At 72.6% G+C, this 26677-nt stretch carries 26 protein-coding genes; 17 read left to right on the top strand and 9 right to left on the bottom strand.

The window, feature by feature from the left end:
• Positions 1–130 precede the first annotated feature (130 nt).
• Entirely contained in the window at positions 131–1711 is a 1581-nt protein-coding gene (locus ACIQIB_RS12690) for a TauD/TfdA family dioxygenase (protein WP_400757788.1), read from the bottom strand.
• 212 nt (positions 1712–1923) lie between these two features.
• On the opposite strand from ACIQIB_RS12690, the gene ACIQIB_RS12685 reads away from it, so the two are divergent.
• Complete coding sequence (locus ACIQIB_RS12685) at positions 1924–2514, top strand: hypothetical protein (protein WP_400757786.1); 591 nt, start codon at positions 1924–1926, stop codon at positions 2512–2514.
• 157 nt (positions 2515–2671) lie between these two features.
• Here the strand turns inward: ACIQIB_RS12685 and ACIQIB_RS12680 are convergent, their stop codons facing one another.
• The gene (locus ACIQIB_RS12680) at positions 2672–3835 is read right to left on the bottom strand and encodes a pyridoxal-phosphate-dependent aminotransferase family protein (protein WP_400757784.1); all 1164 of its coding nucleotides are present in this window, start codon (positions 3833–3835) and stop codon (positions 2672–2674) included.
• A 43-nt stretch (positions 3836–3878) separates the two neighbouring features.
• Between ACIQIB_RS12680 and ACIQIB_RS12675 the strand changes: the two genes are divergently transcribed.
• The 5 genes from ACIQIB_RS12675 to ACIQIB_RS12655 all read left to right on the top strand — a co-directional run bounded on the left by ACIQIB_RS12675 (position 3879) and on the right by ACIQIB_RS12655 (position 9484).
• Positions 3879–4970, top strand: a complete 1092-nt coding sequence (locus tag ACIQIB_RS12675; RefSeq protein ID WP_400757783.1) for an amidohydrolase family protein — start codon at positions 3879–3881, stop codon at positions 4968–4970.
• A gap of 83 nt (positions 4971–5053) precedes the next feature.
• Entirely contained in the window at positions 5054–5731 is a 678-nt protein-coding gene (locus ACIQIB_RS12670) for a uracil-DNA glycosylase (protein ID WP_363608006.1), read from the top strand.
• Positions 5732–5930: 199 nt separating this feature from the next.
• Positions 5931–6941 (top strand): SCO1860 family LAETG-anchored protein, encoded by a 1011-nt coding sequence (locus ACIQIB_RS12665; RefSeq protein WP_400757782.1) that lies wholly within the window; start codon positions 5931–5933, stop codon positions 6939–6941.
• Positions 6942–7116: 175 nt separating this feature from the next.
• A complete protein-coding gene (glnII, locus tag ACIQIB_RS12660; protein WP_363608004.1) occupies positions 7117–8139 on the top strand; it encodes a glutamine synthetase in 1023 nt (340 codons plus the stop codon).
• Between the two features lie 247 nt (positions 8140–8386).
• On the top strand, positions 8387–9484 hold the full coding sequence (locus ACIQIB_RS12655; RefSeq protein WP_400653930.1) for an LLM class flavin-dependent oxidoreductase: 1098 nt from the start codon (positions 8387–8389) through the stop codon (positions 9482–9484).
• Between the two features lie 195 nt (positions 9485–9679).
• Here ACIQIB_RS12655 and ACIQIB_RS12650 read toward each other — a convergent pair whose 3' ends face one another.
• Both ACIQIB_RS12650 and ACIQIB_RS12645 read right to left on the bottom strand, forming a co-directional pair.
• Positions 9680–10207 (bottom strand): GNAT family N-acetyltransferase, encoded by a 528-nt coding sequence (locus ACIQIB_RS12650; protein ID WP_363608002.1) that lies wholly within the window; start codon positions 10205–10207, stop codon positions 9680–9682.
• On the bottom strand, positions 10204–11100 hold the full coding sequence (locus ACIQIB_RS12645; protein WP_400757781.1) for a hypothetical protein: 897 nt from the start codon (positions 11098–11100) through the stop codon (positions 10204–10206). Before ACIQIB_RS12645 ends, ACIQIB_RS12650 begins: the two co-directional genes overlap by 4 nt.
• 697 nt (positions 11101–11797) lie before the next feature.
• Between ACIQIB_RS12645 and ACIQIB_RS12640 the strand changes: the two genes are divergently transcribed.
• From ACIQIB_RS12640 to ACIQIB_RS12610, 7 genes are all read left to right on the top strand, one after another.
• A complete protein-coding gene (locus ACIQIB_RS12640) occupies positions 11798–12166 on the top strand; it encodes an ATP-binding protein (RefSeq protein ID WP_363608000.1) in 369 nt (122 codons plus the stop codon).
• Positions 12163–12333, top strand: coding sequence for a hypothetical protein (locus ACIQIB_RS12635; RefSeq protein WP_363607999.1), 171 nt, complete (start codon positions 12163–12165; stop codon positions 12331–12333). The genes ACIQIB_RS12640 and ACIQIB_RS12635 overlap by 4 nt, the downstream gene beginning before the upstream one ends.
• Positions 12334–12356: 23 nt before the next feature.
• Entirely contained in the window at positions 12357–13499 is a 1143-nt protein-coding gene (gene amcB / locus ACIQIB_RS12630) for a cyclophane-forming radical SAM peptide maturase AmcB (RefSeq protein WP_400757780.1), read from the top strand.
• Positions 13496–13666: a multiple cyclophane-containing RiPP AmcA gene (amcA, locus tag ACIQIB_RS12625; RefSeq protein ID WP_400757779.1), complete on the top strand. Its 171-nt coding sequence runs from the start codon at positions 13496–13498 to the stop codon at positions 13664–13666. Before amcB ends, amcA begins: the two co-directional genes overlap by 4 nt.
• A gap of 73 nt (positions 13667–13739) precedes the next feature.
• Positions 13740–14426, top strand: coding sequence for a pentapeptide repeat-containing protein (locus ACIQIB_RS12620; RefSeq protein ID WP_400757778.1), 687 nt, complete (start codon positions 13740–13742; stop codon positions 14424–14426).
• Positions 14427–14448: 22 nt separating this feature from the next.
• Positions 14449–15165, top strand: coding sequence for a hypothetical protein (locus tag ACIQIB_RS12615; RefSeq protein ID WP_363607995.1), 717 nt, complete (start codon positions 14449–14451; stop codon positions 15163–15165).
• Positions 15166–15476: 311 nt separating this feature from the next.
• The gene (locus ACIQIB_RS12610) at positions 15477–15824 is read left to right on the top strand and encodes a cupin domain-containing protein (RefSeq protein ID WP_400757875.1); all 348 of its coding nucleotides are present in this window, start codon (positions 15477–15479) and stop codon (positions 15822–15824) included.
• Positions 15825–15924: 100 nt separating this feature from the next.
• Here ACIQIB_RS12610 and ACIQIB_RS12605 read toward each other — a convergent pair whose 3' ends face one another.
• From ACIQIB_RS12605 to ACIQIB_RS12595, 3 genes are all read right to left on the bottom strand, one after another.
• Positions 15925–17253, bottom strand: a complete 1329-nt coding sequence (locus ACIQIB_RS12605) for an MFS transporter (protein ID WP_400757777.1) — start codon at positions 17251–17253, stop codon at positions 15925–15927.
• A gap of 182 nt (positions 17254–17435) precedes the next feature.
• The gene (locus ACIQIB_RS12600) at positions 17436–18605 is read right to left on the bottom strand and encodes an acyl-CoA dehydrogenase family protein (RefSeq protein ID WP_363607993.1); all 1170 of its coding nucleotides are present in this window, start codon (positions 18603–18605) and stop codon (positions 17436–17438) included.
• A gap of 46 nt (positions 18606–18651) precedes the next feature.
• Positions 18652–20208, bottom strand: coding sequence for a long-chain fatty acid--CoA ligase (locus ACIQIB_RS12595; protein WP_363607992.1), 1557 nt, complete (start codon positions 20206–20208; stop codon positions 18652–18654).
• Between the two features lie 115 nt (positions 20209–20323).
• On the opposite strand from ACIQIB_RS12595, the gene ACIQIB_RS12590 reads away from it, so the two are divergent.
• From ACIQIB_RS12590 to ACIQIB_RS12580, 3 genes are all read left to right on the top strand, one after another.
• The gene (locus tag ACIQIB_RS12590; protein ID WP_400653937.1) at positions 20324–20950 is read left to right on the top strand and encodes a TetR/AcrR family transcriptional regulator; all 627 of its coding nucleotides are present in this window, start codon (positions 20324–20326) and stop codon (positions 20948–20950) included.
• Between the two features lie 123 nt (positions 20951–21073).
• Complete coding sequence (locus ACIQIB_RS12585; protein WP_400653939.1) at positions 21074–22261, top strand: serine hydrolase domain-containing protein; 1188 nt, start codon at positions 21074–21076, stop codon at positions 22259–22261.
• A 186-nt stretch (positions 22262–22447) separates the two neighbouring features.
• Positions 22448–22975 (top strand): HAD domain-containing protein, encoded by a 528-nt coding sequence (locus ACIQIB_RS12580; protein WP_363607989.1) that lies wholly within the window; start codon positions 22448–22450, stop codon positions 22973–22975.
• Between the two features lie 162 nt (positions 22976–23137).
• On the opposite strand, the gene cobC is transcribed toward ACIQIB_RS12580, so the two are convergent.
• Both cobC and ACIQIB_RS12570 read right to left on the bottom strand, forming a co-directional pair.
• Complete coding sequence (gene cobC / locus ACIQIB_RS12575; RefSeq protein ID WP_363607988.1) at positions 23138–24184, bottom strand: Rv2231c family pyridoxal phosphate-dependent protein CobC; 1047 nt, start codon at positions 24182–24184, stop codon at positions 23138–23140.
• Positions 24181–25407, bottom strand: coding sequence for a cobalamin biosynthesis protein (locus ACIQIB_RS12570; protein WP_363607987.1), 1227 nt, complete (start codon positions 25405–25407; stop codon positions 24181–24183). The genes cobC and ACIQIB_RS12570 overlap by 4 nt, the downstream gene beginning before the upstream one ends.
• Before the next feature lie 307 nt (positions 25408–25714).
• Here ACIQIB_RS12570 and ACIQIB_RS12565 point away from each other — a divergent pair, with 307 nt between their 5' ends.
• Positions 25715–26674, top strand: coding sequence for an alkaline phosphatase family protein (locus ACIQIB_RS12565; protein WP_400757776.1), 960 nt, complete (start codon positions 25715–25717; stop codon positions 26672–26674).
• The last annotated feature ends 3 nt before the right edge of the window (positions 26675–26677 follow it).

Genomic DNA, 26677 nt, shown 5'->3' with positions numbered 1-26677 from the left:
GGGGGGGGGGGGTTGCTTTCCGTGCTCAATCGCGGGGGCCCGCGGGGGGCCCCGGGGGGGGGGGGGGGGGCCCGCGCGGGGGGGGGGGGGGGGGGGGGGGCCCCCCCCCCCCCCGCCCCGCCCCGCCGCGCTACCTCATCAGGGCGGCGAGCAGCGGCCGGAAGTGCTCGAAGCCGGGCGTCCCGGCGTCCGCCTCCTTGGCCTGCTCGTCCCAGCGGCGGACGGCGACCGCGTCCGCCGCGCCCGGCAGGGCGGCGAAGGCGGCGGCCTGTTCCGCGCTCATCGGGCCGCCCTGCACCCGGAGGGTGTACTCGGAGGCCTCCGACAGCTTGGCGCGGTAGCCGGGCTCGACCGCGCAGAGGTAGCGCTTGGCGGCCACGTGCAGCCGGACCGGCTCCGTCACCTCCGGGCCGAACCACCGCTCCAGCCACCGGGCCCCGGTGTCGCTGTGCCGGTTGTCCTGACCCAGCATCAGATCCCGTCCGTGCAGCGCCCCCTGGAAGTGGCCCACGTCGTGCAGCAGCGCGGCGGCGACCAGGTGCGGGGCGGCCCCGGCGGCCTCGGCCAGCGCACCCGCCTGGAGCATGTGCTCGGCCATGGTGACCACCTCGCCCAGGTACTCCCCGGCGCCCTCGCCGGCGAACAGCCCGGCGAGCTCGTCCAGCGCGGCGGCCTGCCGGTCCAGCACCGCGAGGGTGCTCGTCAGCGAGTCCAGGTCGGCGTAGCAGCCCTGGAGGTGGCGCGAACCGTCCTGCTCGAAGGCGGTCCTGGCGTGCAGCAGACGGACGTTGTCGAAGATCAGGCAGTCGCCCCGGTCGAGCCGGAACTCCAGCCGCAGCTCGGGCCGCAGGGTGATCGCGGCGAACCGCCGGTACGCCGCGTAGAAGGCGTCCAGCTCCTCGGCGGGCCCGCGCAGGGTGCCGATCGAACGGTTGTTGAACCGCACCTCCCGGATCCGGCCGAGCGGGTCCACACCGATCAGCGGCCGGTCGGCGCGCAGCTCGGTGGCGCGGTCGCGGAAGACGAACGGGATGGGCGTGCGGGTCAGGACGGCGAAGTCCTCCGGCGCCTCGGCCCGCAGGACGGCCGCCGCCTTGAAGCCGTCCACCAGCCCGGAGTCGCCGCCCGGCGCGGAGTTGTCCAGGCAGTGCAGCAGCTGGAGGGTGGGCACCGGGTCCCGGTACGGGTTGTCGGTGTGCGGGGCGATCGCGACGCTGGTGAAGGCCAGGTTGTTCGGGTCCGGCTCCACCCGGACGTCGAACAGCTCGCCGTAGTTGGTCACCCGCACATACCCGAAGGTCCCGGCGACCGCGAGCACCTGCCGCTCGACCGCCGGCACCCCGCGCAGCACCGCGAAGCCCGACCGCCGTACGGCGCCGAGCACCGCGGCCCGCTCGGCCGGATCGGCCAGGTAGGCCTCCCACGACGCCTCCGGGACGCCGTGCCGGAAGTCGGCCGCCGTCCAGAGCCGCTTGTCCGCCTCGGTCCGGCCGTCGCCCCCGCCCTGCTGGTCCAGCCACTCCAGCGGGTAGCGGGACCGGTGCCCGTCCGACCAGAGCACCTCCAGGCCGCCGTCGGACTCGGTGCGCGCGGCGATCGCGAGACCGTCCGGCAGGTCGGTGATCTGGAACAGCTTCTGCCCGGTGCGCTGGTCGCGGCACTCGGCACAGGGGCAGTTGTCGCGCAGCCAGTACGGCGACAGCTGGGACATGGGGTCTCCTCCTCGGCGACTGGCAAAGTTGTATAGCCAACTTCGCCTCGGTGGGAGCCTGCCGGGCGCCGGTGAGGTCCGGGTGCCGGGCAGATGAACGATCCGCGAACTGTCCGGCGTCGCCGGGGTAAAGGCCCTTGCGGGCAATGGTCCGGACCTGCTCGGATATGCCGGTGCCCGAATCTGATCGACCGACCCCCGAAGACGTCCTCGTGGACGAGACCCCCGCCGCCCCCGGGCGGCGCTCCCGGCGGCGGCTCTGGCTGACCGTCACGGCCGTCGGCGTCCTGGCCGCGACGGCCTTCGGCGTCGTGTTCGCCGACAACTTCGCCGCGCTCGGCGCGTACCGCTACAGCCCGCCCGAGGAGTTCGACGGGCTGCGGCTCAGCCCGACGGCTTCGGCCGGCAAACGGACCCTGCGCCCCGGCTCCGGCTCCGGGGTCTCCTCCACCACCTACCTCAGCGCGGACGGGGCGAGGGTGATCTGGCTGGCCGTCTCCGAGCAGCACACCTTCCTGCCGTCCGCGCAGATCGATGACGTGATCGTCGGCCACGAGGACGCCGGCCTTGAGCTCACCGACGTCCACGAGGTCGACCCCGGCGAGCGCGGCGGCGTGATGAAGTGCGGCCGCGCCGGCGCCGTCGACGGCGACGGTGAGCGCCAGGAAATGGGCCTCTGCACCTGGGTGGACGGCAGCATGTGGGCCGTCTACACCGAGGGTGTCGACGGCGCCGTGGTCAACCTCGACACCGTCACCGGCCACGCCCGTGAGTTCCGCCGGCTCGCCGAGGTCCCCGCCTAAGCCTTGGGACTGCTCGGCGGCCGGAGGTCGGAGCCCCCGGGCGAAGGGGTCTACGCGTTCGGAGCCGTCCCCCGGGCCGGGCGTCCGCATCCAGTGGTTGGCCCTGCGGGCCCGGTGCGGACGGCGCCGACGTTCGGGCCGGGGGCGGAAACCTTCCTCACTCGGGCGAGTGGCCGGCCTGCCAGGCCGCCTCCGCCGCCGCCAGGGCCGGGCCGGCGTCCGCGCCGGTGGCCTCGGCCAGGGCGGTCAGGCAGGCCCGGACGGTGGGCAGGGTGGCCGCGGCGCCGTAGTGGTTGACGCGGAGCATCTCGGCGGCCAGCGCGCCGCCGCCCGGCTGGACGGGGAGGGCCGGGTCGAGGCGGGCGGCGAGCTCGGCGGCGTGCAGGCCGGGCGGGGTGCGCAGGGTGGTGGCGACCGGGGCCGCGTCCTCGTCGCGGGGGACGAACGGGGTGAGGGTGCCGAGGGCGCGGACGCCCGCGCGGGTGGCGGAGGCGGCGGCGCGGTGGCGGGCGATCACGGCGGGCAGGCCGTCGGCGCTGATCCGGTCCAGGCAGGCGCCGAGTGCCAGCATCTCCAACTGGGCCGGGGCGTGCGGGAGTACGGCGCGGCCGGCGTCCGTCCAGCGCTCCTTCCAGTCCAGCAGCGAGAGGTAGGAGCGGCGCGGCGCGGCCGGGTTGGCGGCGATCCGCTCCCAGGCGCGCTCGGAGACCGAGACGGCGGAGACCCCGGCCGGGCCGCCCATCGCCTTCTGCCCGCCGATCACGCACAGGTCGATGCCCCAGGCGTCGGTGAGCAGCGGCTCGGCGGCCACCGAGGCGACGGCGTCCAGCATCAGCAGCGCGCCGTGCTCGCGGACGGCGGCGGCGATCCCGGCGACCGGGTTGGTGTTGCCGGTGGCGGCCTCGGCGTGGACGAGGGAGACGAAGTCGATCGCCGGGTGCTCCCGGAGGGCGGCGGCGACCTGCTCGGCGGTGACCGCGCTGTCGAACGGCACGGCGAGGTCCACGACCTCGGCCCCGCAGTCGCGCAGCCAGTTGCCGAAGGTCTGGCCGTACGGGCCGGTGACGATGTTCAGCGCGGTGGAGCCCGGGTGCGCGGCGCTCCGGATCGCGGCCTCCAGCGGCAGCAGCGCCTCACCCTGGGTGACGATCACGTCGGCTTCGGTGTGCAGCAGCGCGGCCACCTGGTCCTCGATCGCCGCGAAGTCGGCGGCGCTGAGCGGGGGCAGGTCGAGGAAGGGGCTCACGGTGGCGGCCGGCCTTTCGGGGATGGTGGTGACGGGTGAACACGGGCGGTACGGGCGGGAACGAGTCTGCACCATTGTCACTGCTTACAGGGAACGGCCTCCTCGGTAGAGTGCGGCCATGAGCGATGGCGCGGTGCTGCACGTCAGGGGACGGGTACTGGTCGGCCCGGAGGACGTCCGGGACGAACTCTGGGTGGTGGACGGGAAGGTGACCTTCGTCCGCCCGCTCGTCGCGGGGGACGTCCGGACGGTGACCGGCTGGGTGCTGCCCGGTCTGGTGGACGCGCACTGCCATGTCGGCCTGGACGCGCACGGCGCGGTGGACGCGGCCACCAGCGAGAAGCAGGCACTCACCGACCGTGACGCCGGCACCCTGCTGATCCGCGACGCCGGTTCGGCCGCCGACACCCGCTGGATCGACGACCGCGCGGATCTGCCCCGGATCATCCGGGCCGGCCGCCACATCGCCCGGACCCGCTGCTACATCCGCAACTACGCGCACGAGATCGAGCCCGGCGACCTCGCCGCGTACGTCCGCGCCGAGGCCAGGCGCGGCGACGGCTGGGTGAAGCTGGTCGGCGACTGGATCGACCGTGACCGCGGCGACCTCGCCGCCTGCTGGCCGGGCGACGCGCTGGCCGAGGCGATCGCGGCGGCGCACGAGGAGGGTGCCCGGGTCACCGCGCACTGCTTCGCCGCCGAGTCGCTGCCCGATCTGCTGGCGGCCGGCATCGACTGCGTCGAGCACGCCACCGGGCTCACCGAGGAGTTGATCCCGGTCTTCGCCGAGCGCGGGGTGGCGATCGTCCCGACCCTGGTCAACATCGCCACCTTCCCGGGCCTCGCGGCCGGCGGCGAGGCCAAGTTCCCGGCCTGGTCCGCGCACATGCGCCGGCTGCACGCGCGCCGGTACGACACCGTCGGCGCGGCGCACGACGCGGGCATCCCGGTCTACGTCGGCACGGACGCGGGCGGCTCGCTGGCCCACGGCCTGGTCGCCGAGGAGGTGGCCGAGCTGGTGAAGGCGGGGCTCACCCCGGCCGAGGCGCTGTCGGCGGCCAGTTGGGGCGCGCGGGAGTGGCTGGGCCGACCCGGGCTGGAAGAGGGCGCGTCGGCGGACTTCGTGGTGTACGACGAGGACCCGCGCGCGGACGTCCGGGTGCTGGCGGACCCGCGGGTGGTGGTGCTGAGGGGGCGTCCGGTGGGGTGATCCTCTCCGCGCCCCCCCGTCATGATCCTTTCGGTGGCGTGCAGGGGAACGACCTGTCGGTGTAGGCCGATAGGGTGGCGCCCATGGCACCGCGTCCACTGAACGAGATCGTCGAGCCCGGTTGGGCCACCGCCCTGGAGCCGGTCGCCGGGCGGGTCGCCGCCATGGGCGACTTCCTGCGCACGGAGCTGGCCGCCGGCCGCACGTACCTGCCCTCCGGGCCGAACGTCCTGCGCGCCTTTCAGCAGCCCTTCGCCTCGGTGCGGGTGCTGATCGTCGGGCAGGACCCGTACCCGACGCCCGGGCACGCCGTCGGGCTCAGTTTCTCGGTGGGGCCCGAGGTGCGGCCGATCCCGGCCAGCCTGATCAACATCTTCCAGGAGTACGGCAACGACCTCGGCCTGCCGCAGCCGTCCAACGGCGACCTCACGCCGTGGACGCAGCAGGGCGTGCTGCTGCTGAACCGGGCCCTGACCACGGCTCCGCGCAAGCCCGCCGCGCACCGGGGCAAGGGCTGGGAGGAGGTCACCGAGCAGGCGATCCGGGCGCTGGTGGCCCGCGGCGGCCCGCTGGTCGCGATCCTCTGGGGGCGCGACGCCCGCAATCTGCGCCCGCTGCTGGGGGAGGTGCCGGCGATCGAGTCCGCGCACCCGAGCCCGTACTCGGCGAACGGCGGCTTCTTCGGCTCGCGGCCGTTCAGCCGGGCCAATGAGCTGCTGGTGCGGCAGGGGGCGCAGCCGGTGGACTGGCGGCTGCCGTAGCGCGTCGGCGGGGGCCGGCACTGAGCGTCAACCTGGATTCTCACTCGAACGAGTGAAATGACTTTCTGTGTGACTCATGTGACGGATTGTTCGAGAAGACTGGCGGCTCGTCGTTCGGAGCGCCGACCCCTTTCCCCGCCCTGTCGTGGGTGACGTCGGAGGCGCGCTCCACCGCATCGCCATCCGTGGGGGTACCGCCATGTCTTCTTCGCGTTCCGTCTCCTTCTCCGCCTCCGTCGCCGCCGGGGTGGTGGTCCCGGCCCTGCTCGCCGCGCCGTTCGCGCACGCTGCCGAGCCCACCGCCCCGGCGGCTGCCAAACCCGGCAGGGCGCGCGCCGTCACCGCCGAACTCGACCTGCACGTCAGCCTGTTGAACAAGACGGTGGACGTCCCGGTGAACGTCGCGCTCAACAAGGTCGAGACCCCGGCCCAGCGCGACGGCTCGGTGCTCACCGCCACGGTGGACGGCGTCGACCAGCGGGGGCCGATCACCCTGGTCAAGGCCGACATCGGCAAGTCGGTGACCAGGGCCGACGCCAAGGGCGCCACCGCCTCCGTCCAGCTGGTCAACGCCGACGTGCACGCACCCGGCCTGCCGCTCACCACCCTGCTCGGCCTGGAGGCGCTCAGCTCCGAGGCCACCTGTCCGGTCGACGGGCAGCCCACGGCGAACGTCACCGCGCCCGCCCGGCTCACCGTCCTCGGCAGGCCGGTCACCCTCAGCCTGTACGGTCCGACCGCGGTGGACGTCCCGCTGATCGGCAGCGTCTCGGTCGAGTTCTCCAAGCGCACCACCACCTCCACCACCGCCGCCGCCTCCGCACTGGAGGTGCGGGTCGAGGTGAACCCGCTCAACCTGAACGTCGCCAAGGTGACCGGGAAGATCACCGTCGCCTCGGTGAGCTGCGAGAAGCCGACCGCCCCGCCCGCCTCCGCCACCCCGACGGCGACCCCGACCGTCCAGCCCGTCGCGGACGGCACCGCGACGACCGCCGTCACAGCGGCCACCACCCCGGCCGCCACCCGCCCGGCCACCGTCCCGCAGGCCGCCACCGGGGCCGCCGCGGCCCCCGGGGAGCATCTGGCCGCCACCGGCGGCAGCGACGCCACCGGCCCGCTGGCCGCCGGAGCCGCCGCCCTGGTCGCGGGCGGCGGCTGCGCCCTCTGGGCCACCCGCCGCCGCCGGGCCGCCCACGCCCGCCGCCGCTGACGCCACCGGCACCGGCGCCGCGGTGCGGGGGTGCCCGGCGGCGGCACTCTCGCACCGTGACCGCACCAATGCGGACGGTTGGTTCACCTGCGTGTTACATGAGAGGAACAACCGGGAAACGGCGGCTTGCAACGCTACGCGGGCACCCACCACTCAGTTTGCGAGGTTCACCGCCGTGGCAATCAAGGCCGAGTACATCTGGATCGACGGCACGAAGCCGACCGCCAAGCTCCGCTCCAAGACTCGGGTCCTGCCGAACGCCGACAAGATCCCCACCTGGGGCTTCGACGGTTCCTCCACCAACCAGGCCAAGGGCCACGCCTCGGACCGCGTGCTCGACCCGGTCAGGATCGTGCCGGACCCGATCCGCGGCGGCGACAACATCCTCGTCCTCTGCGAGGTGCTGGAGACCGACGGCACCCCGCACGAGTCCAACACCCGCGCGCTGCTCCGCTCCGTGGCCGAGCAGTACGCCGCGCAGGAGTCGATCTTCGGCATCGAGCAGGAGTACACCTTCTTCAAGGGCGCCCGCCCGCTCGGCTTCCCCGACGGCGGCTTCCCGGCCCCGCAGGGCGGCTACTACTGCGGCGTCGGCGCCGAGGAGGTCTTCGGCCGCGAGATCGTCGAACTGCACCTCGACCGCTGCATCGACGCCGGCCTGGCCATCTGCGGCATCAACGCCGAGGTCATGCCCGGCCAGTGGGAGTTCCAGATCGGCCCGGTCGACGCGCTGACCGCCTCGGACGACATGTGGATCGCCCGCTACCTGCTCTACCGCACCGCCGAGGAGTTCGGCATCGACGCCACCCTCGACGCCAAGCCGGTCCGCGGCGACTGGAACGGCGCGGGCGCGCACACCAACTTCTCCACCAAGGCGATGCGCGAGGGCTACGACGCGATCATCACCGCCTGCGAGTCGCTCGGTGCCTCCCAGGAGACGGTGCTGGAGCACGTCAGCCAGTACGGTGACGACATCCAGTCCCGCCTGACCGGCAAGCACGAGACCGCCCCGTGGAACGTCTACAGCTACGGCGTCTCCGACCGCGGCGCCTCGGTCCGCATCCCGTGGCAGGTCGAGGTGGACCAGAAGGGCTACATCGAGGACCGCCGCCCGAACGCCAACGTCGACCCCTACGTCGTCACCCGGCTCCTGATCAACACCTGCTGCGCCGCCCTGGAGAAGGCCGGCCAGGTCTGATCCGCCCCGCTCCGCCACGGCCGCCGGCCTTCCCCACGGGGAGGGTCGGCGGCCGTGTTCGTGCCGGGCCGGGCCGTGTTCGTGCCGGGTCGGGCATAATCGCCTGCATGACCGCTCCCGCCCGCCACCCCCTCGTGCGCCGTCTGCACGTGGACCTGGTGCGGGTCTGCTCGGCCGCCTGTCGTCCCTGAACCGTCCTTCGAGTTCACCCTTCAGGCACGCATGCCCGGCACAGGAGCGTACGCCCATGTCCCTCACCTTCCACTGGTTCCTCCCCACCAACGGCGACAGCCGGCACGTCGTCGGCGGCGGGCACGGCTCGACGCCCGGGACGGCCGGGTCGGACCGGCCGCCGAGCGTCGCCTACCTGGGACAGATAGCCCGCAGCGCCGAACAGCTGGGCTTCGAGGGGGTGCTGACGCCGACCGGCGCGTGGTGCGAGGACGCCTGGCTGACGACGGCGATGCTGACCCAGGTCACCGATCGGCTCAAGTACCTGGTGGCGTTCCGGCCCGGGCAGCTCAGCCCGACGCTGGCCGCGCAGATGGCGGCGACCTACCAACGGCAGTCCGGCGGACGGCTGCTGCTCAACGTGGTGACCGGCGGCGAGTCGGCCGAGCAGCGGGCGTACGGGGACTTCCTGGACAAGGACGCGCGCTACGCCAGGACCGGGGAGTTCCTCTCCATCACCCGGCGGCTCTGGGCGGGGGAGACCGTCGACCACGACGGCCCCCATCTGCGGGTCGAGCGCGCCACGTTGAACCGGCTGCCCGACCCGGTGCCGCCCGTCTACTTCGGCGGCTCCTCCCCGGCGGCCGGCGAGATCGCCGCCCGGTACGCCGACGTCTACCTGACCTGGGGCGAACCGCCCGGCCAGGTACGGGAGAAGATCGCCTGGATCCGTGAACTCGCCGCCGCCCGGGGCCGGGTGGTCCGCTTCGGCATCCGTCTGCACGTCATCACCCGGGACACCTCCGCGCAGGCCTGGGCCGAGACGGAGCGGCTGCTCGCCGCGATGGACCCGGGACGCATCCGCGCGACCCAACGGGCCCTCGCCGAAAGCGAGTCGGAGGGCCAGCGGCGGATGCTCGCGCTGCACGGCGGCTCGGCGGAACGGCTGGAGATCCACCCCGGCCTGTGGGCGGGCATCGGCCTGCTGCGCGGTGGCGCGGGCACGGCGCTGGTCGGCAGCCACCGCGAGGTCGCCGACCTCGTCACCGAGTACCACGAGCTGGGCATCGACGAGTTCGTGCTCTCCGGGATGCCGCACCTGGAGGAGGCGTACTGGTTCGGCGAGGGCGTGCTGCCGCTGCTGGCCGCCCGCAACCTGTGGAGCCGGCCGTGACCGACGCCTTCCACCCCGACCTGCCGCCCGCCGCCGCCTCCCGTGTCCACCACATCCGGGTCTGCAGCCAACGGTGTAACTCGGGTGTTGTGAGTTACCGGCGGCCGACGGAGAGTCGGCCGTCGAAGGCGATGTCGAAGGCCTGCAGTGCGGGGTTCCTCCGGAACTCACCCCCGCCGGATCGGATGCGGTTCGTCAGCGTGCGCGAAGCATGGCGGTGAGCCGGGGCGACTCGGGTGAGGGCTGCTGGCTATTGATGGCCTGGTAGCCCCAGGTCTCGTACAGGGCCTGGACCTTGCCGTCCCCGGCGAGCGGGTTGACCATGAGGGTGACGCGGTCCTCGTTGCGGTGGGCGAGGAGCTCGTCGTGGATGCGGCGGGCGGTGCCGGTGCCGCGCCAGGGGGTGCGGACGCCGATCTCCTTGATGACCAGCACGGGGGTGTCGGTGAAGCCGTCGAGTAGAGGTTCGGCCATGCGCTTCCAGTACCGGTCGCCGGCTTCGGCGGTGTTGCCGTACGCGTACCCCACCGGGACTTCGCCGTCGTAGCCGAGGACGAGTTCGAACCCGGGCTCGGTGGCGTGCCGGTCGAGTCGTTCGGCGAACGCCTCAACGCGGTAGTTGGCCAGGTGCAGCAGCGGCGCCCGGACGTCCGCGTAGACGTCCAGCAGGTCCTGGCGGGCCTGGGCCGTGAGGTCGGTGTGGTGGCGGAGTTCGACGGTCACGCGGTGGTCCTCCAGGTCTCGTGGGCGTATTCGGCCCAGGTGCGGGCGGGGCCGCTTCCCGCGGCGCGGTCGGTGAGCTTGGTGCCGAAGACGCTCAGCATGCCAGTGACACGGGGATGGGTGGAGACCTCGGCCGGTACCGACATGGCGGTGGCGACGGCGGGCTCGAGGGCGTCCTGGCCGAGCTGGGCATGGGCCAGGCGGACGGTGGTGATCGCGTGGGAGCGCTGCATGGCGCCCCGGCGAAGCGCGATGCTGCGGTGCGCGTGGGCCTCAGCGTCCTCCCAGTTCCCGGCGGCCAGGTGGGCGGCGAGCGCGAGGGAGTCGAGTTCCGACTGATCGTAGAAGGCGGTTATCCACAGCGGGCGGGTCGCAGCAGGGCCGGCTCGGTCGAGGGCGTCCTGCGCGTGGCCGAGGGAACGCCGCACCGCGTTGGTGTCGCCGGTCAGGCCGTGGATGGCCGCGTGGCGGGCATGTCCGAGGGAGGCGAACAGCGGGTCACGGCGGGCGATGGGCAGGTTGCGGGCCACGTCGTTGGCGGCGAGTGCGTCGCCGGGGCGGGAGAGGTGGCGGTAGAGGCTGCCGGCGTGGGACCAGATGCGGAACTGGATGCCGCTGTCGCCGGACATCGCGGCCAGGGAAGCGGCCTTCTGGTGGTGCTGAAGAGCGGCGTCGAAGCGGCGGCCGTCGATGGCGGCCCACATCGCGCTCGACATGAAGGAGGCCGCGCTGGCATACAGCTGGGCTCTGATCCGCTGGGTGGCGGTGCCGTGCTCCTGGAGGGCGAGGGCTTTGTCGGCGAGTTGGCCGGCGCGGGTCTCGATGCTGAGTCGGCCGCCGTGGCGGTGGTCGCTGGCGACGACCTCGGTGAAGCGGGCCTGCAACTGCTGCACGTCGCTGATCCCGATCCGACGCGGTCCGCTTGCCGCGGTGCTGGTCAACACGGCAGCCGCCGTGCCTCCGGCAACCGCTATGAAGTCGCGTCGCCTCACGTTGACCTCCGTTGTGGTGCGGGTCCGCCCGGTGGGGACGAAGCCCAGTTCCTCGGGCATGCAGTCGAATACTGCCGTGAGCGCGAGGCGGATCTTCAACGGCGGCCAACGGGTCTGACCGGTAAGCCAGTTGTGCACCGTGCGCTCTGATACCGTGCCGAGCTTCCCCGTGAGGATCTTGACCTCGGCGTTCACTTCGCGGGCTAACTCTGCCTTCGTCATGCGGCGTTCGGCCATCCGGAGGCGGAGTGCGACGTTGGCCACCATGTGATCAACGTAGCCGCGGTGTGACGTGGCGTGCAGGGGAACGGGCAATGAGACGGTCAAGTTTTCCGGTTCGGCCGAGACCTGCAACGTGCGTACTTTGCCTCACCACTTGGTAGCTGACGGTCGTTCACTGGTTGCGCAACGCCGCCCGACATCCCCTGGGGGCGGCATCTGGCGCCAGGGCCGTCCTGCGTTCCGGGCCTGGCGCCGGCCAACCCTCATCCGCACCCTCAACCAGGAGTTCCGCCATGGCGTCACCGCTGGCATGCACCCGGGAGCCGAGCCGACGGCCGCCGCGACCACGGCCACCAGTGACACCGAGTCTGTCGGCGTGAACCTGCCCTACCGGGCCGAGTCCGTGTCGGCCGCCCGTCGGCCGGTGCGCGTGCAGCTGGCGGTCTGGGCCCTGGATCACCTGGTCGAAGATGCCCAGGTGATCGTCTCGGAGCTGGCGACCAACGCGGCCAAGACCGGCTGCCAGCTGCGGATGAGGGTCGAGATCGAGCGGCTCGACGAGAAGGCGGTCCAGATCCGTGTCACCGACGGCTGCCGTGTCCTGCCGGTCATGGTCGAGGCCGACAGTGGGGCTCTGGGCGGCCGGGGTATCGCCCTGGTCCACCACCTCACCGACGGTCACTGGGGAGCCGACCAGCTGCCGGACGGCAAGACGGTCCACGCGAAGCTGGGAGTGGCGGCATGAGTGCCCAGCACCGCGACCCCGACCGCGACCTGTTCGGCGACACCGTGAAGGCCCTGGTGGTCTCCGGCCACCTCATCGTGCTCGGCCTGCTCGGCTACCTGGTCGAGCACCAGCCGCTCAGACCTGCCAGCGCGCCGGACACCGATCCGGGCACCGAATCCCTCTGACATCCGAGCGAGGAGCCAGCACGATGCAGACCCTGGCCCGATACCGGCGCCGCATCGCCCGCCGCCCGAACATGGTGGTTGTACAGCCCGACGGCTTCTGCAACCTCAACTGCACCTACTGCTACCTGCCCGACCGCGACAAGCGCACGCCGATGCCCATCGCGGTCGCCGAGGCGGTGGCCCGCTCGGTCGCCGAGTTCGCCGACACCACCTCGCCGGAGTCGGTCGAGATCATCTGGCATGCCGGTGAGCCGCTGGCGATCGGCCGCCGGCGCTTCGCCGAGCTGCTGGCGCCCTTCGAACCGCTGCAGCAGGCCGGCCTGGTCGAGCACTCGGTGCAGACCAACGCCGTCCTGCTCAACCCCGCCTGGTGCGAGTTCCTGACCGAGTACGGGTTCCGGGTCGGGGTGAGCATCGACGGTCCGGCAGCCCTCAACCGGCAGCGGGTCGACTGGGCCGGGCGGCCCGCGTTCGACCGGATCATGAAGGGGATCGGCTGCCTGCGCGAGCACGACGTTCGGTTCTCGGCAATCGCGGTCGTCAGCGCGGAGAGCATCAGCGACCCCGAGGGTCTGCTGGACTTCATGGCCGGCCTCGGCTGCCACAGCGTCGGCCTGAACATGGAGGAGACGGAGGGCGTCAACACCGATCGCCTGGTGCCCGCTGTCGAACAGGCCCGCGAGTTCTGGCACCGCACCATCGCCTGGTCCCGGCAGCACAAGGAGCTGACCATCCGGGAGGTCGACCGCCTCGGCGGCTACCTGCGAGCCGCCCGCTCCGGCGCACAGGCAACCGGGGACGGGCTGCTGATCGACCCCATACCGACCGTCTCCTCCGCTGGGGACGTCGTCCTGCTCTCGCCCGAGCTCGCCGGGATCAAAGACCCGGCCTACGAGGACTTCCGGGCCGGGAACGTCCTGGAGCTGAGCATCGGCTCCATGCTGGACCGCGCGCACGACCTGCGGTACGTGCGCGAGTTCCTGACCGGCCTGGACGAGTGCGAGGCCACCTGCGAGTTCTTCGGCTTCTGCCGGGGAGCGCAGGCCGGCAATCGCTACTTCGAGAACGGCCGCCTGGACACCACCGAAACGAACTACTGCCGCGTGTCCAGGCAGGCCCTCATCACCGCACTGTCCGATACCGTCCGAGAGGAGCAAACCGCATGACCCTGCTCGAACTGCTGGCCAGCACCGACGCCCCGGTGATCGCCGACCTCACCGCCGGCACCCTGGCCGACACCGCGGTCGCCAAGTTCGACAACCGGCCGACCTGGGACAACCCCACACCCAAGTTCGACAACCGGCCGACCTGGGACAACAAGACCAGCAAGTAGCACCACCTGAACCACCCGGGCCCGCACCACACGGTGCGGGCCCGGCCCCGAACCGAGAGAGCGGAGCAAGACAGTGGACAGCACCTTCGGCCGCGTCACCGTGACCCTGCCCAGCCTGAACGAGCCCGGCCTCTACCTGTCCAACGTCAGCACGCTCGACTCCGCGCGGGGCATCGTCCAGGGCTTCCAGTACGGCGACGCCGACCTGCGGGACCTGGACCTCACCGACACCAGCCTCATCACCGGCCGCGTCACCGGGCTGCGGGCCGACCGCGTCCAGCTCGACAAAGTCCGCCTGGACTCCGTCGAGTTCGACACCTGCGACCTCGCCACCGCCCGGATCAGCGACACCAAGCTGTCCCGCGTCGTCTTCCGCAACTGCAAGATCATGGGAGCCAACCTCACCGGCGTGACCCTGGACAACGTGCTCTTCGAGAACTGCAAGCTCGACTACGCGAGCTTCGAGCAGGTGCGGGCTACCGGGCCGGTCGCCTTCTCCAAGTGCGTACTGACCGAGGCCGTGTTCACCGGCTGCGACCTCAGCCGCACGGTCATCGACGAGTGCACGCTGCGGCTGGCCGAGTTCGGCCGCGGCAAGTACCAAGACCTCGACCTGCGCGGCAACGACCTGACCACGGTCCGGGGCGTCGCCAACCTCGGCAAGGTCATCATCGACCGGGCCCAGCAGCCCGAGCTCGCCGAAGCCCTGATCGCAGAGCTGGACGTGACCTTCGGCGACACCCTGAACGAGCGCCGGTGACCCGAACCGGGAGGAGCCCGGATTGAACCTTGCCATAGCCCACACCGACCCTGCCGCCCTCATCGCCCGGTGCGAGACCACTGGGGTCCGCATCGCCGGGGGCGAGCCGGAGTACGAACCGGGGGCCGTCCTTCCGGCTGGCCCCTGGCAGCCCCTGACCGCCGACCTGGCCACGCGACTCAGGCCGACCGCCTCAACCGCCGACAACACGCTGGTGGAGCTGGTCAAGCTCCCCGGCGGCGCGGCGCCCGCGAGCCTGGCGGCTCTGGCCGATCCGCTCGGCGATCCGGACGCCGTCCACCTCGGCCAGGCCGCCAGCCCCGCCAAGGCCCTGACCACCACCCCCAACTACCAGGACGGCCGCCGCATCGGGCTGCACCTCGACAACTGGGACAAGCTGGACTACCAGTCCAAGCACACCGGCCGACGGCGCCTGTGCTTCAACCTCGGCCCCGGCACCCGCTACCTCCTGCTCGCCGACCTCGACATCCGCACCATCTGCCGCACCCTGTACCGCGACCCCGCCAGCCGCTACCCGCACACCGATGACCTGCGGGCGTACGCCGCCGGCCACCAGCCCCTGCGGATCTTCCGCATCCGCCTCGAACCGGGCGAGGGTTACATCGCCCCCACCGAACTGCTGCCCCACGACGGCTCCACCGAGGATCAGCCCGAGCCGTCCACTGCCGCGTTCTGGCTCGGCCACTGGCCGCGCCGCATCCTCCCCTCCCTGGTCTGATCCGACTCAACCGGACTGTCCTACCGGTCGGGAGCAGTGTCCTCTGCGCAGGTCACCGTGTTGCGATAAGTGGCCCGTGCAGGACACCGGTCCGAATCAATCCGGCAATGAGTAAGACGTATGAAAATTGGCCAATTTCTGATTTCTTGTCAGTCGCATATAGGAAGCAGAGAGAATTGCCGGTCGACGAACCGGTGAGCCGGCGGCCGCGCCTCCTGACAGGGTGGGTGCGGCCCGGGCGGAGGGGGTCGTGATCATGCAACACGCTGAACTTGACAGAGAACGACGCGGGCACCGCCCAGACCGGCGGCATGCGCCGCTTCGCCGCCGTCAGTGGTGCGAGCGTCGGCGCCGAACGCCTCTGGATGGGGCAGACCCACGTCGCCCCCGCCACCTCCTCCGGCGACCACCACCACGGCGACTCCGAGACGGCGATCTACGTGGTCAGCGGTCGGCCCGAGTTCGTCTTCCTGCGGGAGGACGGCGCGGAGGAGCGGATCCGCACCGCTCCCGGCGACTACGTCTTCATCCCGCCCTTCGTCCCCCACCGGGAGGAGAACCCGGACGGGGAGGAGGCCGTGGTCGTCATCGCCCGCTCCACCCAGGAGGCGATCGTGGTCAACCTGCCCGCCCTGTACGTCCACCGGCCGCAGGGGTAGCGCTCCGCCGCCCGGCGGAGTGCTACCCCTGGCGCGGCGGCGAGGGCCGTCCACCAGACCTCCCGCCTACGAGCCGGCCCTCCGGCGGGACCTCGATTCGTCATGGACTCCCGGGTGTGTCCAGTTCCAGGCGCCGGGCGTCGCGTTCGGGGCGGATGGCGATGAGGGCGAGTGTTCCCGTCACCGTCATCACGAGGCCGGCGATGAGGAATGCGGTGCGGTAGCCCGAGGCGGGATCGTCCGCGGTGTCGAGGAGGCGGCCGGTGAGGAAGGGCGCGAGGAGGCCGGGGAGGGTGCCGGTGGCGGCGACGATACCGAAGAGGGCGCCTCGCTGGGCGGTGGGGACGACCTCGGCGGCGGTCATGTAGTGCAGGGGGATCGCGATGGCGACGGTGCCGAAGGCGAGCGCGATCAGGAGCAGGCGGGGAAGGGCGGCGTCGGCGAGCGGGAGGGCGGCCATCGCGCAGCCTGCCACGCAGACCGCGCTGCCCTGAGCGGCGCCGCTCGACCAACGGCTCGACACGCCACGGGACTTGAGCGCGTCCATGAGCGGGGAGACGGCCAGCAGCAGAACGAGGCTGAAGGCGGAGACGGCGCTGATGGTGGTGGCGGCGGCCTTCGGGCTCATCCCGAGTTCGGTTCGGAGGTAGGCGGGAAGCCATGACTGGCTGAGGGAGAGGGCCCACGCGGCACCGAAGGCACTGGAGATGCTGCCCAGCACGGTGCCGGTGGTCAGCAACCGGCGGTAGGGGAGCCTGGCCCCCGGCGTGCCACCCGTGACAGGAGTGGTGCGGGCGTGGTCGAACGGGCCGTCGTGGCCCACCCGCCACCAGAGCAGGCCCCAGACCGCGCTGACGACGGCGAGCGCGGCGAAGGCCGCCCGCCAGCCGAATCCGGTGATGGCCCAGGTGAGGACGGGCGCCGCGATGAGCGTGCCGAGGGCCGCACCGCCGATCTGCAGGGCCGAGGGCAGGCCGCGGCGGTTCGGGGGAAACCACTTGTACAGCGCGTGCATGGACATGGACGCGGCGGGGCCCTCCGCGGCGCCGAGGAGGGCGCGGCCGGCGATCAGCGCGGGCACGGTGGCGGCGAGCAGGACGGGCAGCTGTGCGACGGCCCACAGCATGGTCATGGCGAACAGGAGCGTTCGGCTGGATATCCGGGTGGAGAGGAAGCCGACGACGAGGCCGGAGAGGCTGAAGAGCAGGGAGAAGGAGCTGGAGACCAGGCCGTAGGTGCTGTTGTCGATGTGCAGCTCGTCCATGATCGGGAGGGCGGCGAGACCCAGGACGGACTTGTCGGCGAAGTTGATGACCATGAAGGTCACGATCATGGCGGTGATCAGCCAGGCGCGGCGGCGGTCGTACGGGGGATCGGTGGCCACGGCGTCGGTCCGGCCGAGCGGGGGAGCGGTGGGGTGGGGTGCCATGGGTGACTCCTGCGGGTGGGGGTGGAGCAGGGGGTCGTGATGCCGACGGGCCACCGTGGTCGGGCCGGGCGGCCCCGGACAGTGAGGGGGCAGAGTTCCGGGGAGGCGGGCTTGCGTGTGTCGGGGCCGCCGGGCGTACGGGTGTACGCCCGGCGGCCTCTGCTTCCGGGGGCATTGCCCGGTCAGACAAGTGCCTTGACGATGGCGTTCTTGTGGATCTCGGTGGTTCCGGTGACGATCCGGAACATCCGCAGGGTGCGGAAGATCTGCTCGACCTCGTGACCGCGGGTCAGACCGGCCTTGCCGTGGATCTGGACGGCCTGGTCCGCGACGCGGAAGCACGCCTCGGAGGTGAACAGCTTGCACATGTTGGCCTCCACCGCGATGTTCGCGCCGAGGTCGGCGCGGGCGGCGGTGGCCGTGACCATGGAGCGGGCCGCGTAGATGTCGGTGGCCATCTCGGCGAGCTTGTGCTGGATGGCCTGGAGCGCGAGCAGCGGTTGCCCGAACGCGACCCGGCTCTTGGAGTGGGCCACGGAGAGGTCCCAGGCGCGCCGGGCGGCGCCGATCAGCGAGGGGCAGTGGAGCAGCCGGTTGAGGGTGATGCGGCCGATGCCGATGCGCAGGCCCTGGCCGATCTCGCCGAGCAGGTTGGCCGCCGGGACGCGGCAGTCCTCGAGGAGCAGGTCTCCTTCCATCTGCTGGCCGGACATGGGGACTTCTCCGTCGAGGACCTGGCAGCCGGGGCTGTCGAGGTCGACCAGGAAGGCGCTGTACGCCTCGTCCGTGCCGGCCATGCGGGCGACGACGATCGCGAAGTCGGCGAAGGGGGCGGCGGAGCTGAAGACCTTGTGCCCGTTGAGGACGTAGCTGTCGCCGTCGGGGACGGCCGTGGTGGTCATGCGCCGCACGTCGGAGCCGGCGTCCTGCTCGGTGAGGGAGAAGCAGCAGGCGCGTTCGCCGCGGATCACCGGCAGGAGGTAGCGCTCCAGCTGGTATTCGGTGGCGTACTTCACGATGGCGCCCACCCGTAGCGGCCCGCCCAGGTCTCCGAGGACGGAGTGCGACAGGGCGGCTCCGGAGGCGGTCAGTTCCTCCTTCAGGGCGCACAGTTCGGTGAAGCCCAGGCCCTGGCCGCCGAGTTCGGGCGGCAGGCTGATGCCGTAGAAGCCGAGTTCGCCGCTGCGCTTCCAGACGCGTTCGAGGGTGGCGCGGTCGAGCCTGCTCTCGGGGGTGATGCCGTGCTCGCGTTCGTAGGGGATGAGTTCGTCGGCGAGGTAGCCGCGCAGCCGGACGACGAGGTCCTGGAGGCGGGGGTTGTCCTCGTAGGAGGGTTCGAGGGTGTAGGGCATGGGTGCGGTTCCTGTTCCTGGGGGTGCGTCAGGCGGGTTCGGTAGGTCAGTGGACGCGGCGCTCGGCGCCCGCCCAGTACGGCTCGCGGATCGCGCGGCGGTCGATCTTGCCGTTGGGGTTGTGGGGCAGGGCCGCGACGAAGTCGACGGAGCGGGGCTTCTTCATGCGGGCCAGCCGTTCGGCACAGAACCCGACGAGCTGCGTCTCGGTGAGCACGGCGCCGGCGCGGGGGACGACCACGGCCTTGACGGCCTCGCCCCACCGGTCGTCCGGGACGCCGACGACGGCGGCCTCGTAGACGTCCGGGTGCTGGTGAAGGACGGATTCCACCTCGACGGCGTAGATGTTGAACCCGCCGGAGATGATCATGTCCTTCTTGCGGTCGACGATGAAGACGTAGCCGTCGGACCGGCGGCGGGCGAGATCTCCGGTGAGGAACCAGCCGTCGCGGAAGGATTCGGCGGTCAGCGCCGGCTCGTTGTGGTAGCCGGGGACGACATCGGGGCCGCGGACGGCGATCTCGCCGATCCCGCCGTCGGGCACCTGCGCGCCCGCCTCGTCGACGATCCGGACGTCGGCCTCGGCGAGCGGGCGCCCGCAGGACAGGAGCAGTTCCTCGTCCTCGCCGTCGATCGCCCGCCGATGGTCCTCGGTGGAGAGGAACAGGACCCCGGAGGTGGTCTCCCCGCAGCCGTATCCCTGGGAGAGCACGGGCCCGAACAGGTCCCAGGCGGCGCGGATGCGGGCCGGTGACATGGGCGCGGCGCCGTAGATCAGCTGACGCAGGCTGGAGAGGTCGTAGTCGCGGGCGTTCGGGAGCGCGAGCACCGTGTTGACCATGGTCGGTACGACGAAGGCGTGGGTGGCGCGCTCCCGCTGGACGGTGGCGAGGAACTCCTCGGCGTCCCAGCGCGGCAGGACGACCGCGCAGCCGCCGGCGAAGAAGACGCCCATCAGCGGCATGCCGGAGGCGTGGGTCACGGGGCCGGCGAGGATCTGCCGCTCTCCCGGGCCGATCCGGGTGTCCGCGTTCATCACCGACTTGCGCATCAGCGCCAGCCGGTTGCCGTACGTCTGGACCGCCGCCTTGAGCCGGCCCGTGGAGCCGGAGGTGAAGTGCAGGACGGCGATGTCCCTCTCGTCGCAGTCGACGTCGACGGCCCCGCCGGCGGCGTCGGCCAGCGTGTCCGCGTAGCCCGGGCCCAGATCGCCGGGACCGTCGTAGCCGAGGACGGTCTTCACCTCCGTGCCGGGCACCGCCGCGCGGGCCGTGTCCAGATGGCCGGCGTCGGTGAGCAGGACCCGGGCTTCGGACTCGCGGAGCAGATGGGCCACTTCGGCGTCGCCGAGGCGCGCGTTGACAGGTGCGCGGGCCAGTCCGGCCTTGTACAGCGCCACTTCGGTGACGACGAGTTCGGCACGATTGGCCGCGAGCGTCGCGACCCGGTCACCCCTGTTCAGCCCCAGCTCGCGCAGCGCGGTCGCGAGCCGGTCGCTGTGGTCGTCGAGTTCCGCGTAGGTCAGCCGGACAGGCCCGCAGACCACGGCTTCGGCGTCGGGGTGATGGCCGGCCGCCCGGCGCACGTATCGCCCGAGATTCATCGCACCTCCACAGAGATTCCGAACTCTTTGTTCGGTAACTAGTTTGGTGTCCGGCAACCTAAGGGCAGCGTTAGGGTCGGGTCAACGGTCCGGACCAGAAGGAAACGATGTGGACATGAAGCCAGCGGGAGACCGCCGCGTTCGCCGGACACGCGCCGCGTTGCGCCGAGCCCTGGTGGAACTCGCCCTGGAGAAGGGGTTCCAGGCGATCACGGTCGAGGAGATCACCGAGCGCGCGGACGTCGGCCGCGCCACCTTCTACGCGCACTGCCGGGACAAGGAGGACCTGCTCGTCGGCATCGTCCGCGACCTCGCCGAAGACCGCGAGCGCCTCCTGCCGGCGGTCCGGCAGGCGCACGCCCAGGGCTTCACCGGACTGCCGGTGAAGTACATCTTCGAGCACGCCGCGCAGGAACGGCCGGTCTACCAGGTGATCCTGCGGGGGGAGGGCGACGGGCGGGCGCTGCGCGAGTTCACCGAGCTCATCCGTGCGCACGCCGAGGCCGCGTTCCGTGAGCGGGTCGCACAGCTCGGAGTGACGCCGCGGATCCCGCTCGACCTCGTCGCGCGGGCCTGGACCGGCGAGCTCATCGGCGTGCTGGCCTGGTGGGTGGAGAGCGACACCGGCTACAGCGCCGCCGACATCACCGCCCACCTGCGCGACCTGTCCGTCTACGGGCGGGTGTGGGCCACGGGGCTGGCGCCCTCGGATGCACCCGGGGCCCTGGACCTGGTGCCGTAGGGCCCGCTCATCTCACCGAACCCTTCCGTCTCTCACCGCACCCTGCCGTCCCTGGTCGATTTACCAGACGCGATGTACGGTAACGAGCCCGGAAGGCACGCATGAGAAGAGCGGAGCTGCCGTATGCCCGTCATGCCCCCACTGTCCGACCTCGCCTGGGCCCGCGGATTCACGGACCCGTCCTGGGCCCGCCGCCATACGACGTCCGGCCGGGAGACCGTTCCCAGCCGTGGTGTCTGGCGGGGCCGAGGCCCGGCCCGGGACCTGCCCGGCGCACCGTCCGGCGCGCTCGACGGTCTCGCCTTCGCCGGGCCGCAGGGCCGTACGCTGACACTCGCGCGGCTGCTCGCCGAGGCCGAGACCGACGCCCTGCTCGTCCTGCACCGGGGCAGCGTCGTCCACGAGCAGTACCTGCACGGCTACGAGCCCCACGTACCCCACTTCAACGCCTCGGCCGCCAAGTCCTACCTGGGCCTGCTGGCGGCCGTCCTCGTCCACGAAGGACGGCTCGACCGCGACGCCGAGGTCTCGACGTACGTCCCCGAACTCGCCGGCACCGCCTTCGGCGACGCCACGGTCGACCACCTGCTCCACATGGGCACCCGGATGAGCTACGCGGGGCGACCCTACGACAAGGCGCTGGAGGCCCAGCGCTACTTCGCCGTCCTGGCACCCCAGCTGCGGCCCTTCGGCTACAGCGGACCGGCCACCATCCGCGAACACCTCGCGACGGCCCGGGCGACCGGCGAACCCGGCACCGGCTTCCGCTACGAGAACGGCAACGTCGAAGCCCTCGCCGAAGTCCTGCGCCGCGTCACCGGCACCACCACCTCGGCGCACCTGTCCGACACGATCTGGACCCGGATCGGCGCCGAGGAGGACGCCTACTACATCCTCGACGCCGAGGGGAACGAGTCCGCCTGCGGCGGATTCAGCGCCACCGCGCGCGACGTGGCCAGGCTCGGCGAGATGATCCGCTGCGGCGGCGCCGTCGGCGACCGCCAGGTCATTCCCGAGGCCGTCGCGTCAACCATCGTGTCGGGCGTCCCGGACGGCTGTCCCCGCCGGGTCCGCTTCCCCGCCGCACCCCCCGACGCGCCGGCCACCCTCTCCTACCACGACCTGTGGTGGATCCCCAACGACCCGTACGGCTCCTTCATGGCGAGCGGCATCCACGGCCAGCGGCTCTTCATCTCCCCCGCACTCGACCTGGTCATCGTCCACTACGCCTCCCAGGTCGTCTCCCCGGCCGTCCCCCAGGTCCCCCTCGTCCAGGCGTTCCTGACGATCGGAATCCACCTGAACTCCTAGGGTCCAACGGTGCGTTCGGTCCCGACCGCTCGGCGGTCGGGACCTTCGAGCCGCTCCGGAACACCGGCCACCTCGCGGCACCGGGCCGCCCGCAGGAACCGGTCGCCCGGCCGGAGGCCCACCGGACGAAGCGGCAGCCGGAAAACGGGTGGCCGGAGGCGGGGCGGCGGGGTCAGGATGCGGGGCATGCCGCCACCACTGCTCCTCCTCGACGTCGACGGTCCGCTGAATCCGTATGCCGCGAAGCCGCACAAGCGGCCGGAGGGGTACCTCACCCACCGGGTGAAGCCGGATTTCTGGGTGTCCCGGTTCCCGCGCGGGCCCGCCGAGTACGTGCGGCCGTTGCGGTTGTGGCTCAACCCGGTGCACGGGCCGGAGCTGCTCGCGCTGCCGTACGAGCTGGTCTGGGCCACCACCTGGATGGACGAGGCGAATGCCTGGATCGCACCGCTGCTCGGGCTGCCGCAGCTGCCGTTCGTGGACTGGCCGGAGCCGCACCGGGAGGATCCGGACGGGCTGCACTGGAAGACCAGATGCCTCGTCGCCCGGGCGGCCGGGCGGCCGTTCGCCTGGGTGGACGACGAGTTGGGGCCGCAGGACACCGCGTGGACAGCGGCCCACCACCCGGGCCGCGCCCTCACCCTCCGCATCGATCCCAGACTCGGCCTGCGGGAGGGCGACTTCGCGACGCTGAAGGAGTGGGCGGCGGTATGAGGGTGGGGGGACACCCGCGGGCCGCTGCCGCGCAGCACGGCCGCGCCGCGGGTGCTCGCCGAGCGGAACCGGCTGGTGCCGCCGGAGGGCATGGCGCCGATGCCCCGCGCCGGTGTCTGTGCGCGAGTGGTGGCCGCCGGGCGGGTGGCGGTGGGGGCGCGGTCAGTCTGTGCTGAGGACGCCGGCCAGGGCGGTGAGGAACCGGTCGGTCGTCTCCTCGTCCCGGACGGCGATGCGCAGCCAGTCCGGGCCGAGGCCGGGGAAGGTGTCGCCCCTGCGGACGGCGAAGCCGGCGTCCCGCAGGCGCTCGCGGACGACGGCCGCGCCGGGCAGCCGGATCAGCACGAAGGAGGCGGCCGGCTCGCCGTGCACCCGGACGGACGGGAACGCGGCGAGCCCCTTCAGCAGGTGGTCCCGGTGGACGCCCAGTTCGGCGGCGGCCCGCTCGGCCTCGGCGAGGGCGGCGGGGGCACTGCACACCTCGGCGGCGGCCAGGGCGGGGGTGGAGACCGGCCAGAGCGGCTGGGCGGCGCCGAGGGCGGCGATCAGCGGCGCCGGGCCGAGGGCGTAGCCGATCCGCAGGCCGGCCAGGCCCCAGGTCTTGGTGAGGCTGCGCAGGACGACCACCTGGCCGGGCAGGTCCCGGACGGCGGCGAGGGATTCGCGCTCGCCGGGCACGGTGTCCATGAACGCCTCGTCCACCACCAGGGTCCGGCCGGGCCGGGCGAGGGCGGCGACGGCGGCGGCCGGGTGCAGGACGGAGGTCGGGTTGGTCGGGTTGCCGAGCACGACCAGGTCCGCGGTGGGAGGCACGGATCCCAGCCGGAAGCCGTCCGAGGGGGCGAGCAGCACCCGGTCCACCTCGTGCCCGGCGTCCCGCAGCGCCGCCTCGGGCTCGGTGAACTGCGGGTGCACCACGACGATATGACGTGCCGCCAGGACGCGGGCCAGCAGCACGAACGCCTCCGCCGCGCCCGAGGTCAGCAGCACCTCCTCCACCGGCCGGCCGTGCCGGGCGGCGACGGCGGCCCGGGCGGCGGTCTGGTCGGGGTAGGCGGCGAGACCTCCGAGGGTCGCCGCGAGGTGCTCGCGCAGCCACGACGGGGGCGTGCCGGTCCGGACGTTGACGGCGAGGTCGACCAGACCGAGCCCGTCGGCGCGCACCTCGGCGTCGCCGTGGTGGCGGAGGTCGGGCCCAGCGGTGGTCATGAGAGGTCTCCTACGGGGGGAACGGGGGGAGGGGGCGGAAGGGGCAGACCGGGGACGCGGTGCAGCTCGTACGGCCCGGGCGGCGGCGCGTACGAGGCGCCGTCCCCGAGCGCGACCAGGGCGACGGCCTGCCGCTGCGAGGCGAGTGCGACGGCGAGCTCCGCACAGCCGTCCGGGACGGCGGACCGCCGTGTTCCCGGCCGCAGCAGTCCGGCGATCCGCTCGACCGCGCCGGGTTCGCCGACCACCACCGTCGCGCGCCGCAGCTCCGCCAGGGCACGGGGGACGAGCAGGTCGTGCTCCCCGGGGCCCAGGCCGACGACGGCGAGCCGGCCGCGCACCGCGGCGCGGGCCACCGCGACCGTCGCCGTCGCCGACTTGCGTTTGGCGACGACGAGCTCGCCACCCGGCGCACTCGCCAGCGCGGCGGCCTCCGCCACGCTCATGGTGCCGACCGCGCTGCCGACGGCGGCGGACGGGTTCGGCACCGCGACGGCCGCGAGCGTGTCGGCCGGGTGCTCGTCCACCGGCAGGCCCATCCGGGCGGAGGCCCAGCGGACGGCGGGGTGGTCGCCCTTGCCGTCCAGGGTCGCGAGCCGGGCGACGGAGCGGCTGGACAGTCCGGCCTCCAGCAGCGTCCGGCGGATGAGCCGGGCCACCTCCGGGGGTTCGGTCGCCTGGCGGGCGCCGATCCCGATGACCAGGTCTCTGCGGCGCGGGAGGGGCGGCAGGCCGCCGGGGCGGGCCGGGAGCGCGGTGGGGCGGCCGGGTGCTTCCGTCGCGTCGGCGAGCGGGTCGGCCGCGGGCCCGTCGGTGACCACCGGCCAGATGCCGAGGACGGCCGCCACCTCCCCGGCCAGCTCGTCGGCGCCCCCGTCGCTGCCCGCGCCCCCGTCGGCCGCCGCACCCCCGTCAGCGCCTCCGCCCGCTCCCCCGGGACCCCCGGTCAGCGAGACGGTGAAGCGGCGTTCGAGATCGACGCAGACCACGGCGGGCCGCTCCGACAGGCCGGGGGCCGCGTCGAGGAGCAGTCGCACGACGAGACCGACGGGCGCGAAGCAGACCAGTCTCCGGCAGCCGCCCAGCGCGAGGTCAAGGATCTCCCGAGGGTCCCCGTCCGCGTCGCGCCCGGCCGGGACGACCACGCTGCCGTCCGGCCAGGCCGCGTGCAGCTCCTCGGCGAGCGGGCGGCCCGCCGCGGTCACGGCGACCAGACCGATCACGTTCCGCTCCCTAGCGCGACGGGCTTGACGGGCTTGACGGGCTTCGCGGGACGCCCCGCGAGAGGCCCCGCGAGGCCCCGGGACAAAGCCGCGCAGAGGAGGCGGCGCCCGTGGAATCCCACCACGGCGGCGACGGACGGGTCAATCGGGACGGCTGTGACAGCCACCGCGGACGGCATCGCCGTGTTCGTCTGTTCTTCACCTTCCTTGTGCGGTACACGACACCGCCGCGCTCCTACTGTTTGCGGCGCTCCAACCCCGGAAATCCCGAACCCGGAAGTCCCGACGCACGGAGGACGACACCACCATGCCCTTCGCACGATTCCGCGCCACCGAGAAGACCACCGAAGAGACCGCCGAGAAGACCGCCGAACGAGCCACCGAAGGAACCGCCGAGGCGGCCCCCCGCCGCACGCTCACCGCCCTCGTGGCCGGCCTCGGCCTGGTCGCCGGCTCGCTCGGCCTCTGGGCGGCCACCGGCAGCACCGCGCAGGCCGCCACCCTGCCCGCGCCCGACCACGTGGTGGTCGTCGTCCTGGAGAACCACGCCTACTCGCAGGTCGTCGGCAGCTCCAGCGCGCCGTACATCAACGGCACCCTCAAGGCGGGCGGGGCCACCCTCACCCAGTCCTACGGGCTCACCCACCCCAGCGAGCCCAACTACTACATGCTGTTCTCCGGCGCCACCCAGGGCCGTACGGACGACAGCTGCGTGCCGGTCGGCTCGCTCTCCGCCCCCAACCTGGGCTCCGAGCTGATCGCCGCCGGCCAGACCTGGGCCAGCTACAACGAGGGCCTGCCGAGCCAGGGTTCGACCACCTGCAGCAGCGGCAACTACGCCCAGAAGCACAACCCGTGGTTCGGCTTCAACAACGTGCCGACCAGCAGCGCGTACACCTTCGCGCAGTTCCCGGCCGACTACACCACGCTGCCGAAGGTCTCCTTCGTCGTGCCCGACCTCTGCAACGACATGCACGACTGCTCGGTCTCCACCGGCGACACCTGGGTCAAGAACAAGCTCGGCGCGTACGCGGCCTGGGCCCAGAGCCACAACAGCCTCCTCGTGCTCACCTTCGACGAGGACAACAAGCTCTCCGGCAACCGCATCCCGACCCTCTTCTACGGCGCGCACGTCACGCCCGGCAGCACCACCGCCACCACCTACAACCACTACAACGTGCTGCGCACCCTGGAGGACCTCGTCGGGCTGAGCAGCCACGCGGGCAACGCCGCCTCCGCCGCCACCATCACCGGCATCTGGAACTGACGC

It is taken from the genome of Kitasatospora sp. NPDC092286, assembly GCF_044755565.1.
In the GTDB taxonomy this organism is placed as follows: Bacteria; Actinomycetota; Actinomycetes; order Streptomycetales; family Streptomycetaceae; genus Kitasatospora.
This window is presented reverse-complemented; position numbering and strand designations above follow the sequence as displayed.